Here is a 13,029-nt window from a genome sequence, read left to right on the forward strand (position 1 = left end):
CCCGGCTCGCCGCCGGGCGTGACGAACAGAGGCTTGCGATCTGACCATTGTGGTCGGATCGCCGGGGTGAACGAAGAATGGCGTCACTAAAAGACATGCGGGTCCGCATCGCCTCGACCAAGGCGACGCAGAAGATCACCAAGGCCATGCAGATGGTCGCAGCCTCGAAGCTGCGCCGCGCGCAGAACGCCGCCGAAGCGGCGCGGCCCTATGCCACCAAGATGGATGCGGTGATTTCCAACATCGCAGCCGCGGCCAATGGCACGCCCGGCGCGCCGGCACTGCTTGCCGGCACCGGCAACGACCAGGTGCACCTGCTGCTGGTCTGCACCGGCGAGCGCGGCCTGTCCGGCGCTTTCAACTCGGCCATCGTGCGCCTGGCGCGCGAGCGGGCGAACGCGCTGCTCGCGCAGGGCAAGGAAGTGAAGTTCTTCTGCGTCGGTCGCAAGGGCTACGAGCAGCTGCGGCGGACGTTCGAGAAGCGGATCGTCGAGCATCTCGACCTGCGTTCGGTGCGGCAGATCGGCTTCGTCAACGCCGAGGACATCGCGAGCAAGGTGCTGGCGCGTTTCGAGGCCGGCGAGTTCGATGTCTGCACGCTGTTCTATTCGCGCTTCCAGTCGGTGATCGCACAGATCCCGACCGCGCAGCAGATCATCCCGCTCGAGGTGGCCGCGCCTGCGGCCAACGCGGCTCCCGCAACCTCGTACGAATACGAGCCTGAAGAGGACCAGATCCTCGGCAGCCTGCTGCCGCGCAACCTCGCGGTGCAGATCTTCCGCGCGCTGCTGGAGAACAACGCCTCGTTCTATGGCGCGCAGATGAGCGCGATGGACAGCGCGACCCGCAATGCCGGCGAGATGATTCGCAAGCAAACCCTGATTTACAACCGAACCCGTCAGGCCCAGATCACGAAGGAGCTGATCGAGATCATCTCCGGCGCTGAGGCGGTCTAAGGCAGATTTTCGAAGGAGAACAGTCCATGGCTACAGCAGCCAATCCGATCGGTCGCGTTACCCAGGTCACGGGCGCCGTGGTCGACGTGCAGTTCGAAGGCCACCTTCCGGCGATTCTGAACGCGCTCGAGACCAAGAACGGCGGTAACCGCCTGGTGCTCGAAGTCGCGCAGCATCTCGGTGAATCGACCGTCCGCACCATCGCGATGGACATCACCGAAGGTCTGGTCCGCGGCCAGGAAGTGACCGACACCGGCGAACCGATCCGGGTGCCGGTCGGCGAAGGCACGCTCGGCCGCATCATCAACGTCATCGGCGAGCCGATCGACGAGGCCGGCCCGATCAAGGCCGACGGCGTGCGCGCCATCCACCAGGAAGCGCCGACCTACACCGACCAGTCCACGGAAGCGGAAATTCTCGTCACCGGCATCAAGGTCGTCGATCTTCTTGCTCCGTACGCGAAGGGCGGCAAGATCGGCCTGTTCGGCGGCGCCGGCGTCGGCAAGACCGTGCTGATTCAGGAGCTGATCAACAACGTCGCGAAGGCGCACGGTGGTTACTCCGTGTTCGCCGGCGTCGGCGAGCGCACCCGTGAAGGCAACGACCTCTATCACGAGTTCATCGAGTCCAAGGTCAACGCCGATCCGCACAACCCGGATCCGAGCGTGAAGTCGAAGTGCGCGCTGGTGTTCGGCCAGATGAACGAGCCGCCGGGCGCCCGCGCCCGTGTCGGTCTGACCGGTCTGACGGTCGCCGAGCACTTCCGCGACCAGGGCCAGGACGTGCTGTTCTTCGTCGACAACATCTTCCGCTTCACCCAGGCGGGTTCGGAAGTGTCGGCGCTGCTCGGCCGTATTCCTTCGGCGGTGGGCTATCAGCCGACGCTCGCGACCGACATGGGCGCGCTGCAGGAGCGCATCACCACCACCCAGAAGGGCTCGATCACCTCGGTGCAGGCGATCTACGTGCCGGCCGACGACTTGACCGACCCGGCGCCGGCCACCTCGTTCGCGCACTTGGACGCCACCACGGTGCTGTCGCGCGCGATCTCGGAAAAGGGCATCTATCCCGCGGTGGACCCGCTCGACTCGACCTCGCGCATGCTGTCGGCGCTGGTCGTCGGTGAAGAGCACTACAACACCGCGCGTCTCGTCCAGCAGATCCTCCAGCGCTACAAGTCGCTGCAGGACATCATCGCCATTCTCGGCATGGACGAACTGTCGGAAGAGGACAAGCTGACGGTCGCCCGCGCCCGCAAGGTCGAGCGCTTCCTGTCGCAGCCGTTCCACGTCGCTGAAGTGTTCACCGGCTCGCCGGGCAAGTTCGTCGACCTCGCCGACACCATCAAGGGCTTCCGCGATCTCTGCCAGGGCAAGTACGACCATCTGCCGGAAGCGGCGTTCTACATGGTCGGCACCATCGAAGAAGCCGTCGAGAAGGGCAAGAAGCTCGCCGCCGAGGCGGCCTGAGCTTCATGATGTCGTCATCGCCGGACTAGATCCGGCGATCCATCGAACGAAAACTGTCTTGACTGATGGACCCGCGGGTCGAGCCCGCGGGTGACAGCGCAAAGAACGGAAAGACCATGGCCACCTTCCACTTCGATCTCGTCTCTCCCGAAAAGCTCGCCTTCTCCGGCGACGTTGATCAGGTTGACGTCCCCGGCGTGGAGGGTGATTTCGGCGTGCTCGCCGGCCACGCTCCGGTCGTCGCCACGGTTCGTCCGGGCATCCTGACGATCACGGCCGCCGGTAAGCGCGACAAGGTGATCGTGCTCGGTGGCCTTGCCGAGATGTCGGACAAAGGCCTCACCGTGCTCGCCGACGTCGCGACCACGATTGCCGAACTCGACCGCGTGAAGTTCGCGGAGACCATCAAGGAGATGGAAGAGAAGCTCGCCGAGAAGGAGGGCTCCGAGCTCGATCACGCGATCGAGCGGCTCGACCACTTCAAGAGCATCCAGAACGAGCTCAACACCACGGCTATGCACTAAGGCGCGATTGCCGACCAGCGATCGCGCCGATGCGCCGAGTGAGCCGGCCCCCTTTGTGAAATCGCTCGCAGTCTCCCAGTCACCGTTTGCCAGGACTTGAACAAAGGCCTTGAATGATTCAACGCTCGCCGCACCCCGGCGGGCGTTGAATGCTTATTGCACCCGCGAACGTCTGGCGGCATTCTGCCCGACATATTTGGATTCCGGGGCTGGTGCTCATGAAGCGCAAGATCGCGGCGATCTTTGCGGCCGATATTGCAGGCTATAGTCGATTGGTTGCCGAGGATGAGGAAGAGACGCTGCGGCGGCTCGCCTCCTATCGGCAGGTCACCGATGACTTCATTGCAAAATGCGGTGGCCGCATCTTCAACACCGCAGGCGATGCGGTGCTCGCTGAATTTCCCAGCGCCGTCGAAGCCGTGCGTTGCGCGATCGACATCCAGGAAAGCCTGCGCACGCGTAACATGGCCTATCCGCCGAGCCGGCAGATGTCGTTCCGGATCGGCATCACCATCGGCGACGTGGTCGAGCGCGACGGCGATCTGCTCGGCGACGGCGTCAATATCGCAGCCCGGCTCGAGGGCCTCGCCGAAGTCGGCGGCATCTGCGTGTCGCGCGCCGTGCACGAGCAGGTCGCCAACAAGCTGTCGGTGCAATTCGCCGACATCGGTGCGCAGGAAGTGAAGAACATCCCGACCCCGGTGCACGCCTACATGGTGGCGATGCGGCGCGAGGACGGCAGCTACGCAACGCCGCAGGTCAAGAAGCCGGTCAAGTCCGCGCCGCCAGCTGCGCCAGCCTGGATGTGGCCCGCTGCCATCACCGTGGTGCTGCTGGCCGCGATCGGCGTCGGCGGCTTCCTCTATTACACCAAGCTGGAAACCTCGGCGGCGAAGCCCGCTGCCGTAGCGAGTTCTACGCGGGCGTCCGCGCCCTTGGTATCGGCTTCGCCGGCCCCGTTGGTTGCGCCGTCGCCGCCGGCATCGACGGCGCCATCTGCCCCTTCGAAACCCGCGCCGGCATTGGCGGCGACGGCTTCGACTGCGCCGGGTGATAAGCTCGCGGCCGACATCGTTCCGTTCGTCAGCGATCGCACCCGCAACATGCTCGCGACCGAGTATTTGCCCGCAGGCGATTCCAAGGCGGTCGCTCTCAACATCAATGGCTTCGTCGGCTGGAGCGTGGCGCAGCCCAGCGAGGACGCGGCGAAGACGGCTGCGCTGGATCTGTGCCAGAAGCGCGCCGACAATGCCGGCTCGCCGCGCAAATGCGAACTGTACGCCGTCGGCAACACGATCGTGTACACCCGTGGCCAGCCTCCGGTGCCACCCTTGCCGTGGGTCAAGCGTGACGTGCTGGTCGAGAAGCCGTACGCCACCAAGGACGTGCCGCTGCTGCGCGACGCGGCCAGGGCCCGGCTCGATAGCCTGTTCGTGCCGGGCCGCAAGACGCGGACCATCGCGCTCGGTCCGGGCGGTCACTACTTCTTCAATGCGGGCATCGATTCGTTGGAGGAATCGGCGCGGCGCAACCTGCAAGCCTGCGGCGCGGTCGCCGGCGTGCCCTGCACGATCGTCGTGGTCGACGACGTCTTCGTGGTGCCGATTCCGGCGACGTTGCACGTCACCGGCTTCCTCAGGGCAGCGGACAGCTCGGTCATCGCTCCGAGCGAGCGGGCCGATGTCGTTCGCAAGCTTGCCGATGCGACGGCAGGCTGGAATGCGGTCGCGGTCGGGACGCAGGGACGGCCGGGACTTGGATTGAAGGCGGAGAACGAGCAGGGCGCGGTCGACGCCGCGCTCGGCGCGTGCGCCAGGCGCGACAGCGATTGTCATGTCATCGCGATCGGCCCGTTCACGGTCGGCCCAAACTAGAACACGGTCCGCAACGTGCAAAGCGGTGAACCGATCCGGAAAATGTGAAGCAGCTTACAGCTGAGATCGGGCACAAATGACAAGCTGCGGCGCAACGACGAGCCGACTCGATCGGATCGCGATTCCACTTTGGACGTAATGGACAAGATTCCGTGCTGACCTTCTCCACCGATGCGCTCCGCCCGCAGGACCGTTTCGAGCACTGGTGCGATGTGCGCGGCAAGAGCCTGTTCGGGGTCACGATCGAGCTCGAGCGCGACAAGCGGCCTGATTTCCGTGGGCACTTTTCCGCGACGCCGGTCGGCGATGCCGTGCTGGCGGAAATGTCGGCATCCTCCTATCGGGTCAGCCGTACCTCATCGGACATTACGCGCGTCCCGAGCAACAGCCTGCAACTCGCGTGGCAGGTGCGCGGCCCCGGCCACCTGAATATCGGTCGCGATCGTGTCCAGTTCGTACGCAACGGAGATCTGGTGTTCGGCCACTCCAATCGCCCGTATTTCTCGACGCCCGAGCGGACCGACGGTTTTCATTTCTTCAGCCTCAAGATCCCCGTCACCAGCGAGCTCGTGCTCGGTGCGCGAATCGAGGATGCGCCGCCGGTCGCGCTGGCGCGTGATGCGCGCCTGACCCGACTGGTCGGCGCCATGTTCCGCGCCATGACCCGCGATCCGGCGCAAGCCGGGCAGTTCGCCGGCGAGGTGACGCATATGGTGCGCCTCGCGCTGCTCGCGCGCGGACGTTTGCGGCCGCGACAGGATGAAATCCGTGCCGCGCTGCATGCGGGCTACCTCCATGCCGCGCGCGAGATCCTGCTGCGCGATCTGCATCGCGCCGCGCTGACGCCGGCCGCGGTCGCCACCGAGCTCGGCATCTCGCTGCGGCAATTGCATGCGCTGTTCGAGCCGACCGGCCTGTCGTTCACGCGAACGCTGACGGCGACGAGGCTGCGGGAGGCGAGGCGGCTGCTCTACAGCATGCGGGAACGCGGCATCGACGAGATCGCGTTCGCATGCGGCTTCGACAGCATCGCAACCTTCTATCGCGTGTTCCGTGCGACCTACGGGATGACGCCGGGCGACGCGCGGCGCACGCCGCCGCAGGATCAGCCGGCGAATTCCGCGAACCGGGTCGCGACCGCGCGATAGACCTCGCGGCGGAACGGCACCACGAGGTCGGCGACGCGGTCGAGGCGCTCCCAGCGCCATTGATCGAATTCCGCGGGCTGGCCGTTGCGCGGCGTCAGCGGATCGATCTCCTCGTCGCGTCCGGTGAAGCGCAGCGCAAACCATTTCTGGCGCTGGCCGCGGAATTTGGCGAGCCGATGCGATGCCGGCCCGTCATAGGCCGGGAATTCGTAGGTCATCCAATCGGTCTCGCCGAGATAGTCGGCGCTGACCGCCCCGGTCTCTTCCCACAACTCGCGCATCACGGCCTGGCGCGGATCCTCGCCCGCGTCGATGCCGCCCTGCGGCATCTGCCATTCGAGGCCGGGCAGCACGATCTCCGGACCATCGTCCTTGATCCGGTGGCCGATCAGCACGCGTCCAAGGCTGTTGAACAGCGCGATGCCCACGTTGGGGCGATAGGGCTTATCCGATGACATCTCGATGGCTGCGTCGCGCGTTGATCTGGCCGGTCGCCCGGCCACCTACTTCGCCGCCAGACCGGCGAATTCCTTCACGACGCGCTCATAGACCGGGCGCTTGAACGGCACAATCAGCTCCGGCAAATTCTTCATCGGCTCCCAGCGCCAGGTGATGAATTCGGCCTTGTGGCCGCCACCGGGGTTGGCGACGTTGATCTCGTTCTCGTCGCCGGTGAAGCGCAACGCGAACCACTTCTGCCGCTGGCCGCGATAGCGGCCCTTCCACGCGCGGCCCGCGACGGTGCGCGGGATGTCGTAGATCAGCCAGTCGGAGACCTCGCCGAGCTTCTCCACCGACTTGACGCTGGTCTCTTCATAGAGCTCGCGCCGCGCGGCCTGAAACGTATCCTCGCCGGGATCGACGCCGCCTTGCGGCATCTGCCAGACATGCGCGTCGTCGACATGCTCGATGCCGCCCGCTCGGCGTCCGATGAAGACCAGCCCAGCCGTATTCAGCAGCATGATGCCGACGCAGGTTCGATAGGGCAGGTCCTCATAACGTGCCATGCTGCCGCTACCTCGCATTTCCTGATGCCATCAGACCCGGCCCCCCGGCTAGGTCATGCTGCACCAACAGATTGATCTTTAGCCCGATTTTGATTTCAGCATCGCCGTTGTCAATGGCACAAGCATAATGCCCTTGGAATCCAGTGTCTTGAGCCAGGCGCCGAGCCGCTCGATCGAGACCGGCAGCGCCGAGGCGACGCCCACGGCGGTGCCGCGTTCCTTGGCGATCGTTTCCAGCTTGACCAGCGCGCGGTCGATTTCTGCCGACGTCGGCACGGCGTCGATGGCGAAATCAGCCTTGGCGAACGGCAGCGACTGGCCGGCGGAGAGGCTCTGCGCGACGCTGCGCGGGGTGGAACCATCGTCGAAATAGCTGAGGCCGCGCTTGGCCGCTTCGCGCACGATCGGCTGCATCACGGGATCGGTCGCGACGAACCGGGCGCCCATGAAATTGGCGATCCCGGCATAGCCCTGCAGGCGGCTGAGGTGCCAATAGAGCCGGTCGAGATTCTGTTCGCCGCTCAGCGTGGTGAGCAGGGTCTGCGGCCCCGGATCGTTGTCGGGATAGTCGAACGGCTCCATCGGGATCTGCAGCAGGATCTCGTGGCGCTGCGCCCGGGCGCGTTCCGCGAGCTTGCCGGGGTCGGCGCCATAGGGCGTGAAAGCCAGCGTCACGGCCGGCGGCAGCTTCATGATCGCATCGGCCGTCTTGGCGGCACCGACGCCGAGGCCGGCGACCACGACGGCCACCACCGGCATCCGGGCGGCCTTGGCGCGGTCGGCCTCGGCCGCATAGACCGTGAACGGCTTCAGGCCGTCGGCAACGACCGGGATCATGCCGTAGCGCGACTTTTCCAGCAGGCGCGGGTCGATGCCGGCCATCGCGAGCGGCGGCGCGTCGCCGTCAGCCTTCTCGGCCGGATCGCCGGCGCCGATCACCACGTCCTGGCGCTTGCCGCTGGAGCCGTCGATGATGGTGACCGTCCTGGCGTCGTTCTTGGCATCGCCGGCCGTGGCCGGTGCCTTGGCGGCGGATTTGACCTCCGGTTCGACCGGGGCGTGCTTGTCATCGGCGGATGCGGGTGGGGGATTACGGAGGGTGATGCGGGCCATCGGCTCGCCACCGAGCGGGTTGTCGTTGAACAGTGCAACGCCAACGAAACCGACCAGCACGAGCCCCAGCAGCACGGCGAGCGCCTGCATCGCCGTGAATGGCAGGCGGAAACGGCGCGTCCTGCCCACGGTCTGTTGCCCAAGCGGCGTGCTCAGTTCATCGGCCGCTTCTGCCATGACCCTCCCCGAATCAACAGCGCGAACGATAGCACGATGCGGTGCATTCCCGCGCGCCGGCCTCCCCGGCAAAGCACGGGTGGGGGAATCCAACAGCAAAAAGGGCGGCCCGAGGGCCGCCCTTTTCGTCTAGACGATTGGATTGGATCAGTTCGCGGACTTGTTGGCCGGCTTGTCGGCGGCGGCCTTGTCACCAGGCGCCTTGTCACCGGCCGGTGCCGGCGTGGCGTTCGAAGTCGACTTGATGCCGTGCAGCAGGTCGTCCGCCATCTTCAGCGCCTTGTCGTCCTTGGCGTCCGGCGGGACGTAGGACTGCGACCCGGTCTTCTCGTCGCCATCGTTCTTCAGATGGCCGCGCAGCGAAGCCTCGCCCTTGGTGTCGGTACGCGCCTTCAGCTCGTCCGGCACGTCCTGCAGCACCTCGATATCGGGCACGATACCCTTGGCCTGGATCGACTTGCCCGATGGCGTGTAATAGCGCGCGGTGGTCAGGCGCAGCGCGCCGTTGCCCGAGCCGAGCGGGATGATGGTCTGCACCGAGCCCTTGCCGAACGAGCGGGTGCCGACCAGCGTCGCACGCTTGTGGTCCTGCAACGCACCGGCGACGATTTCGGAGGCCGACGCCGAGCCGCCGTTGATCAGCACGATGACCGGCTTGCCCTTGGTCAGGTCGCCGGGATGCGCCGCGCGGCGCTGGGTTTCCTCGGCATTGCGGCCGCGGGTCGAGACGATCTCGCCACGCTCCAGGAAGGAGTCGGACACCGTGACCGCTTCCTCCAGCAGGCCGCCGGGGTTGTTGCGCAGGTCGATGATGTAGCCCTTCAGCTTGTCGCCGATCTGGCCCTGCAGATTGGCGACCTCCTTCTTCAGGCCTTCGGTGGTCTGCTCGTTGAAGGTGGTGATGCGGATATAGGCGATGTCGTCGGCCTCGACGCGCGCGCGCACCGAGCGGACGCGGATGTTGTCGCGCACCAGCGTGACGTCGATCGGATTGTCCTGGCCCTTGCGGATGATCTTGAGCTTGATCTTGGTGTTGACCGGACCGCGCATCTTCTCGACGGCCTGGTTCAAGGTCAGGCCCTGCACGGCTTCGTCGTCCAGCGTGGTGATGATGTCGTTGGCCATGATGCCGGCCTTCGAGGCCGGGGTGTCGTCGATCGGCGAGACGACCTTGATCAGCCCGTCTTCCATCGTGACTTCGATGCCGAGGCCGCCGAACTCGCCGCGGGTCTGCACCTGCATGTCGCGGAAGCTCTTGGCATCCATGTAGCTCGAATGCGGATCAAGGCCGGACAGCATGCCCGAGATCGCGGATTCGACCAGCTTGGAGTCGTCGGGCTTCTCGACATAGTCGCTGCGCACACGCTCGAACACGTCGCCGAACAAATTGAGCTGGCGGTAGGTGTCCGACGTCGCGGCGCGCGCGCTCGATCCCATCAGCACAGCGCGGGGCTGCGTGACGAAAAGCGTCAGGGCCGCGCCGGTGGCGGCGCTAAGGAGAATTACCGAAGTCTTGCGCATCATCCGCGAACCTTTTCGCCTTCATTTGTGGCCCACCATGGACCTGGATCGATTGGAGTGCCGTCTTTCCGGAACTCGACATAGAGCACTGGCTGGCTCGCATTGGTGGCGAGAATGGATGCAACCTGGGACGTCGACCCCATGGTCGCAACCGGCTCCCCCGTAAGTACAAACTGGCCGATGTTTACCGAAATACGCTCCATCCCGGCGATCAGGACATGATACCCGCCCCCGGCATTGAGGATCAAGAGTTGTCCATAGCTGCGGAAAGGACCCGCGTAAACAACCCAGCCGTCACACGGGGTTGTGACCTGCGCGCCCGGTTTGGCTGCCAAAGAAATGCCTTTTTGTACGCCTCCCGCGCCGTCGGAACCGCCAAATTCGCGAATCTTGGTGCCGTTAACGGGATAGGCGAACAGGCCTTTGGCCGAGGCGAAGGCGACCGCCGGGCTCATGCGCGCCGGGTCCTTGAGCGCCCCGAGATTGGGTTTACCGTTAACGGTCGCCGGCGCCCCCTGGAGGCTGGCCGTGGCGGCGGCCTTGGCGGCGCTCTTGAGGTCCTGCTCCATCTTGGCGATCAGGCTCTGCAGATTGTCGGCCTGCTTGGACAGCGCGATGGCGCGGGCGCCCTCCGCCTCCATGTCCTTTTCGGCCGCGCTCTGCTGCCGCTGCCGTTCGTCGACCAGCGCCGCAAGCCGGGTCTGGTCTTCCCTCAGCTTGTCGCGGTCGCTCGCCAGCGCGTCGCGCTCGGTCGAGATGGTCTTGCGTAGCGCGACCAGTTCGCCGAGATCGGCGGCAAGCTTCTCGGCGCGGACGCGCAACTCCGGCACCACCGCGCCGAGCAGCATCGCGGTGCGCAGCGATTGCAGCGCGTCCTCGGGCCGCACCAGCAATGCCGGCGGGGTGCGCCGTCCGGCCCGTTGCAAGGCGGCCAGCACCTCGATCACCTCGGAGCGGCGTGAATCGAGCGAGCTCCGGATTTCGCGCTCGCGGCCGTCGAGCGGTTGCAGCCGCGCCTCGGCGTCGGCAATCCTTGTCTCGACGCCGCGCACCTGGCCGGCAATGTCGATCAGCTGCTGATTGAGCTTGCTGCGGTCCTGGCCCATCGCGGCGATGTCGGCCTTCAGCTTCTCCTGCAGTTCGGTCGCCTTGCGCTGCTGCTCGCGCGCGGCCTCGAGCTCCTGCTCGCGCTGCTTGATGGCGTCGGGCGATGTCTCCGCCGTCGCAGCCTGCTGTGCAGGTGGCGCGGCTTGCTGTGCCGGTGGTGTCGCTTGCGCATGCACCGCGGCCAGCGGAGCGGCGGCGAACAGGGCGATCGACAAAGGCAGCGACACCGGCAGCCAGCGGCGGCGCGCGGTCTCGAAATAAGAATGCTTGTCCCGCTTGTGCTGCATCCGAGCTGTTCAGCGCTTTTGTCTGTCCCTCACCGCGTCACGCGCGATGGTAGGGATGGCCGGCCAAAATGGTCGCGGCCCGATAAATCTGTTCCAGAAGCATGACGCGGACCATTTGGTGCGGCCAGGTCGCGGAGCCGAATGCAATACGCAACGAAGCCTTGCGCTGCAATTCAGGCGAAAGTCCGTCGGCGCCGCCGATCACGAAGGCCGTATGCGCCGCCCCCTCGTCGCGCCAGCGGCCGAGCTGCTGCGCAAAGCTCGCGCTGTCGATGCTCTTGCCGCGTTCGTCGAGCGCGACCAGCATGTGCTTGTCCGGCAGCAGCGCCGCGATCGCCGCAGCTTCTTCCGCGATGCGCGCCGCCGTGTCGCGCGCGCGGCTCTCCGCAATCTCATGAATCTCAAGGCCGCGAAAGCCGAGCTTGCGGCCGATATCCTCGAAGCGCTCGCGGTAGCGCTCCGCGAGCTCCCGTTCAGGGCCCTGTTTCAGACGGCCGATGCAGATCACGACGAGGCGCATACACGCGTTTTCCGGCAAAGTGGAATCCGGTTTGCCGTAGAAAACGCGTCAAGTCTATGACTCGCGCGCCTCAGGGCGCGCGCACAAGCTATATGCGCCGCAGCCGATTCGCATCGGCTCGATACCCCTTAGACCGCCGCGACCGCCGGGTTCTGAGTCCACAACCGTTCGAGGTTGTAGAACTCGCGCACCTCAGGCCTGAACACGTGCACGATCACCTCGCCGGAATCGATCAGCACCCAGTCGCAATTGGGCAAGCCCTCGACGTGGATGTTCTTGACCCCGTTTTCCTTGAGGCTCTTCGTCACATTTTCCGCGATCGCGCCAACGTGCCGGTTAACCCGGCCGGTGGTGACGATCATGTAGTCGGAATATGCGGATTTGCCACGAAGGTCGATGGTGACCGTCTCTTCCGCCTTCATATCCTCGAGGCGGGAGAGGATCAGGCTCAGCGTCTTGTCGGCATCCGGTTTGTCGGCGTCCGGTTGCGCCTGCAAGGCCGCGGTTTTCGTCGATGTTTTACGCGCAGTCTTTGGAACCTTGGGTAAAACAGACTTTGACAATACAGATGTGGCCAGGGACCATTCCTTTCACTGTATCGCGGGTGCCGAATCCTCGGCCCCACGCACCATACTACGCATGTGGGGTTAATGGTTTCAATATTCCAGTAACCCTTTTGCGCTTCACGCCGTCCTCCAGCTCCCGTCCGGGTTCCGGAGTCCGGTCGAAGACAAATTGGATTTCATTCCTGTCAGGAAGACCCAGGCCGGCGCCCGTTGGTCGGCCAGCCGTGTCGCCTGATTTTCGGGCAAGCGATAGCGCGATAGCGCCTGCGCCGCGGGAGCGGCAAGCGCGCGGAAGCTTTGGGGCGGTCGGTCGATCACGGCAATCGGCACATCGGACGCGATGCGCCGCCAATCTTTCCAGCGATGAAATTGCGCGAGATTGTCAGCGCCCATGATCCAGACGAAGTGCACGCCGGAGACGCGGCGGCGCAAGTGGATGATCGTGTCTACAGTGTAGCGGGTGCCGATGACAGCTTCGAGACAGCTGACGTCGATGCGCGGATCGTCGGCAACGCGGCGCGCGGCGGCGGCGCGCTCGTTCAGCGCATGCAGGCCGTCATGGTTCTTCAGCGGATTGCCCGGCGTCAGCAGCCACCACACGCGGTCGAGCTGCAGGCGCTTCAGCGCGAATTGGCTGATGGCGCGATGCGCGGCATGCGGCGGATTGAACGAGCCGCCAAGCAGCCCGATGCGCATGCCGTTGGTGTAGAACGGAAGCGCCTGGGCTGCGGATAACGGCACGGTGGAAGCTTGCTGCAAG

At 65.4% G+C, this 13,029-nt stretch carries 13 protein-coding genes; 5 read left to right on the forward strand and 8 right to left on the reverse strand.

Translation table 11 applies throughout. From position 1 onward, the window contains the following. Window positions 1-77 precede the first annotated feature (77 nt). The 5 genes from QMZ05_RS14915 to QMZ05_RS14935 all read left to right on the forward strand — a co-directional run bounded on the left by QMZ05_RS14915 (window position 78) and on the right by QMZ05_RS14935 (window position 5,971). The gene (locus tag QMZ05_RS14915) at window positions 78-956 is read left to right on the forward strand and encodes a F0F1 ATP synthase subunit gamma (protein WP_074125632.1); all 879 of its coding nucleotides are present in this window, start codon (window positions 78-80) and stop codon (window positions 954-956) included. A gap of 26 nt (window positions 957-982) precedes the next feature. Beyond that, complete coding sequence (atpD, locus tag QMZ05_RS14920) at window positions 983-2,425, forward strand: F0F1 ATP synthase subunit beta (protein WP_050424259.1); 1,443 nt, start codon at window positions 983-985, stop codon at window positions 2,423-2,425. Window positions 2,426-2,541: 116 nt separating this feature from the next. Continuing rightward, a complete protein-coding gene (locus tag QMZ05_RS14925; protein ID WP_353701438.1) occupies window positions 2,542-2,949 on the forward strand; it encodes a F0F1 ATP synthase subunit epsilon in 408 nt (135 codons plus the stop codon). 218 nt (window positions 2,950-3,167) lie between these two features. Then, window positions 3,168-4,823 (forward strand): adenylate/guanylate cyclase domain-containing protein, encoded by a 1,656-nt coding sequence (locus tag QMZ05_RS14930; RefSeq protein ID WP_353701439.1) that lies wholly within the window; start codon window positions 3,168-3,170, stop codon window positions 4,821-4,823. 152 nt (window positions 4,824-4,975) lie between these two features. Then, a complete protein-coding gene (locus QMZ05_RS14935) occupies window positions 4,976-5,971 on the forward strand; it encodes an AraC family transcriptional regulator (RefSeq protein ID WP_353701440.1) in 996 nt (331 codons plus the stop codon). Here QMZ05_RS14935 and QMZ05_RS14940 read toward each other — a convergent pair. From QMZ05_RS14940 to QMZ05_RS14975, 8 genes are all read right to left on the reverse strand, one after another. After that, on the reverse strand, window positions 5,929-6,429 hold the full coding sequence (locus QMZ05_RS14940) for an RNA pyrophosphohydrolase (RefSeq protein WP_353701441.1): 501 nt from the start codon (window positions 6,427-6,429) through the stop codon (window positions 5,929-5,931). The two genes, QMZ05_RS14935 and QMZ05_RS14940, sit on opposite strands and share 43 nt — an antisense overlap. A 45-nt stretch (window positions 6,430-6,474) precedes the next feature. Continuing rightward, window positions 6,475-6,978 (reverse strand): RNA pyrophosphohydrolase, encoded by a 504-nt coding sequence (locus QMZ05_RS14945; RefSeq protein WP_050424263.1) that lies wholly within the window; start codon window positions 6,976-6,978, stop codon window positions 6,475-6,477. A 78-nt stretch (window positions 6,979-7,056) separates the two neighbouring features. After that, on the reverse strand, window positions 7,057-8,268 hold the full coding sequence (locus QMZ05_RS14950) for a divergent polysaccharide deacetylase family protein (protein ID WP_353701442.1): 1,212 nt from the start codon (window positions 8,266-8,268) through the stop codon (window positions 7,057-7,059). A gap of 147 nt (window positions 8,269-8,415) precedes the next feature. Continuing rightward, on the reverse strand, window positions 8,416-9,792 hold the full coding sequence (locus QMZ05_RS14955; protein ID WP_353701443.1) for a S41 family peptidase: 1,377 nt from the start codon (window positions 9,790-9,792) through the stop codon (window positions 8,416-8,418). After that, entirely contained in the window at window positions 9,789-11,183 is a 1,395-nt protein-coding gene (locus tag QMZ05_RS14960) for a peptidoglycan DD-metalloendopeptidase family protein (protein ID WP_353701444.1), read from the reverse strand. The genes QMZ05_RS14955 and QMZ05_RS14960 overlap by 4 nt, the downstream gene beginning before the upstream one ends. 37 nt (window positions 11,184-11,220) lie before the next feature. After that, on the reverse strand, window positions 11,221-11,703 hold the full coding sequence (gene rlmH, locus QMZ05_RS14965; protein ID WP_353701445.1) for a 23S rRNA (pseudouridine(1915)-N(3))-methyltransferase RlmH: 483 nt from the start codon (window positions 11,701-11,703) through the stop codon (window positions 11,221-11,223). A 128-nt stretch (window positions 11,704-11,831) separates the two neighbouring features. Then, window positions 11,832-12,200 carry a ribosome silencing factor gene (gene rsfS / locus QMZ05_RS14970; RefSeq protein WP_074125641.1) on the reverse strand — a complete coding sequence of 123 codons (369 nt, stop codon included), beginning with the start codon at window positions 12,198-12,200 and terminating at the stop codon, window positions 11,832-11,834. A gap of 186 nt (window positions 12,201-12,386) precedes the next feature. Further along, the gene (locus QMZ05_RS14975) at window positions 12,387-13,010 is read right to left on the reverse strand and encodes a nicotinate-nucleotide adenylyltransferase (RefSeq protein WP_353701466.1); all 624 of its coding nucleotides are present in this window, start codon (window positions 13,008-13,010) and stop codon (window positions 12,387-12,389) included. Window positions 13,011-13,029 lie beyond the last annotated feature (19 nt).

Origin of the sequence: Bradyrhizobium sp. INPA03-11B (assembly GCF_040446015.1) — a bacterium.
In the GTDB taxonomy this organism is placed as follows: Bacteria; Pseudomonadota; Alphaproteobacteria; order Rhizobiales; family Xanthobacteraceae; genus Bradyrhizobium; species Bradyrhizobium macuxiense_A.

What these genes read in the sequence shown, in the direction of transcription:
- QMZ05_RS14915 (WP_074125632.1), top strand. Translation starts at nt 78, where the DNA reads ATGGCGTCACTAAAAGACATGCGGGTCCGCATCGCCTCGACCAAGGCG.
- atpD (WP_050424259.1), top strand. Translation starts at nt 983, where the DNA reads ATGGCTACAGCAGCCAATCCGATCGGTCGCGTTACCCAGGTCACGGGC.
- QMZ05_RS14925 (WP_353701438.1), top strand. Translation starts at nt 2,542, where the DNA reads ATGGCCACCTTCCACTTCGATCTCGTCTCTCCCGAAAAGCTCGCCTTC.
- QMZ05_RS14930 (WP_353701439.1), top strand. Translation starts at nt 3,168, where the DNA reads ATGAAGCGCAAGATCGCGGCGATCTTTGCGGCCGATATTGCAGGCTAT.
- QMZ05_RS14940 (WP_353701441.1), bottom strand. Translation starts at nt 6,429, where the DNA reads ATGTCATCGGATAAGCCCTATCGCCCCAACGTGGGCATCGCGCTGTTC.
- QMZ05_RS14945 (WP_050424263.1), bottom strand. Translation starts at nt 6,978, where the DNA reads ATGGCACGTTATGAGGACCTGCCCTATCGAACCTGCGTCGGCATCATG.
- QMZ05_RS14950 (WP_353701442.1), bottom strand. Translation starts at nt 8,268, where the DNA reads ATGGCAGAAGCGGCCGATGAACTGAGCACGCCGCTTGGGCAACAGACC.
- QMZ05_RS14955 (WP_353701443.1), bottom strand. Translation starts at nt 9,792, where the DNA reads ATGATGCGCAAGACTTCGGTAATTCTCCTTAGCGCCGCCACCGGCGCG.
- QMZ05_RS14960 (WP_353701444.1), bottom strand. Translation starts at nt 11,183, where the DNA reads ATGCAGCACAAGCGGGACAAGCATTCTTATTTCGAGACCGCGCGCCGC.
- rlmH (WP_353701445.1), bottom strand. Translation starts at nt 11,703, where the DNA reads ATGCGCCTCGTCGTGATCTGCATCGGCCGTCTGAAACAGGGCCCTGAA.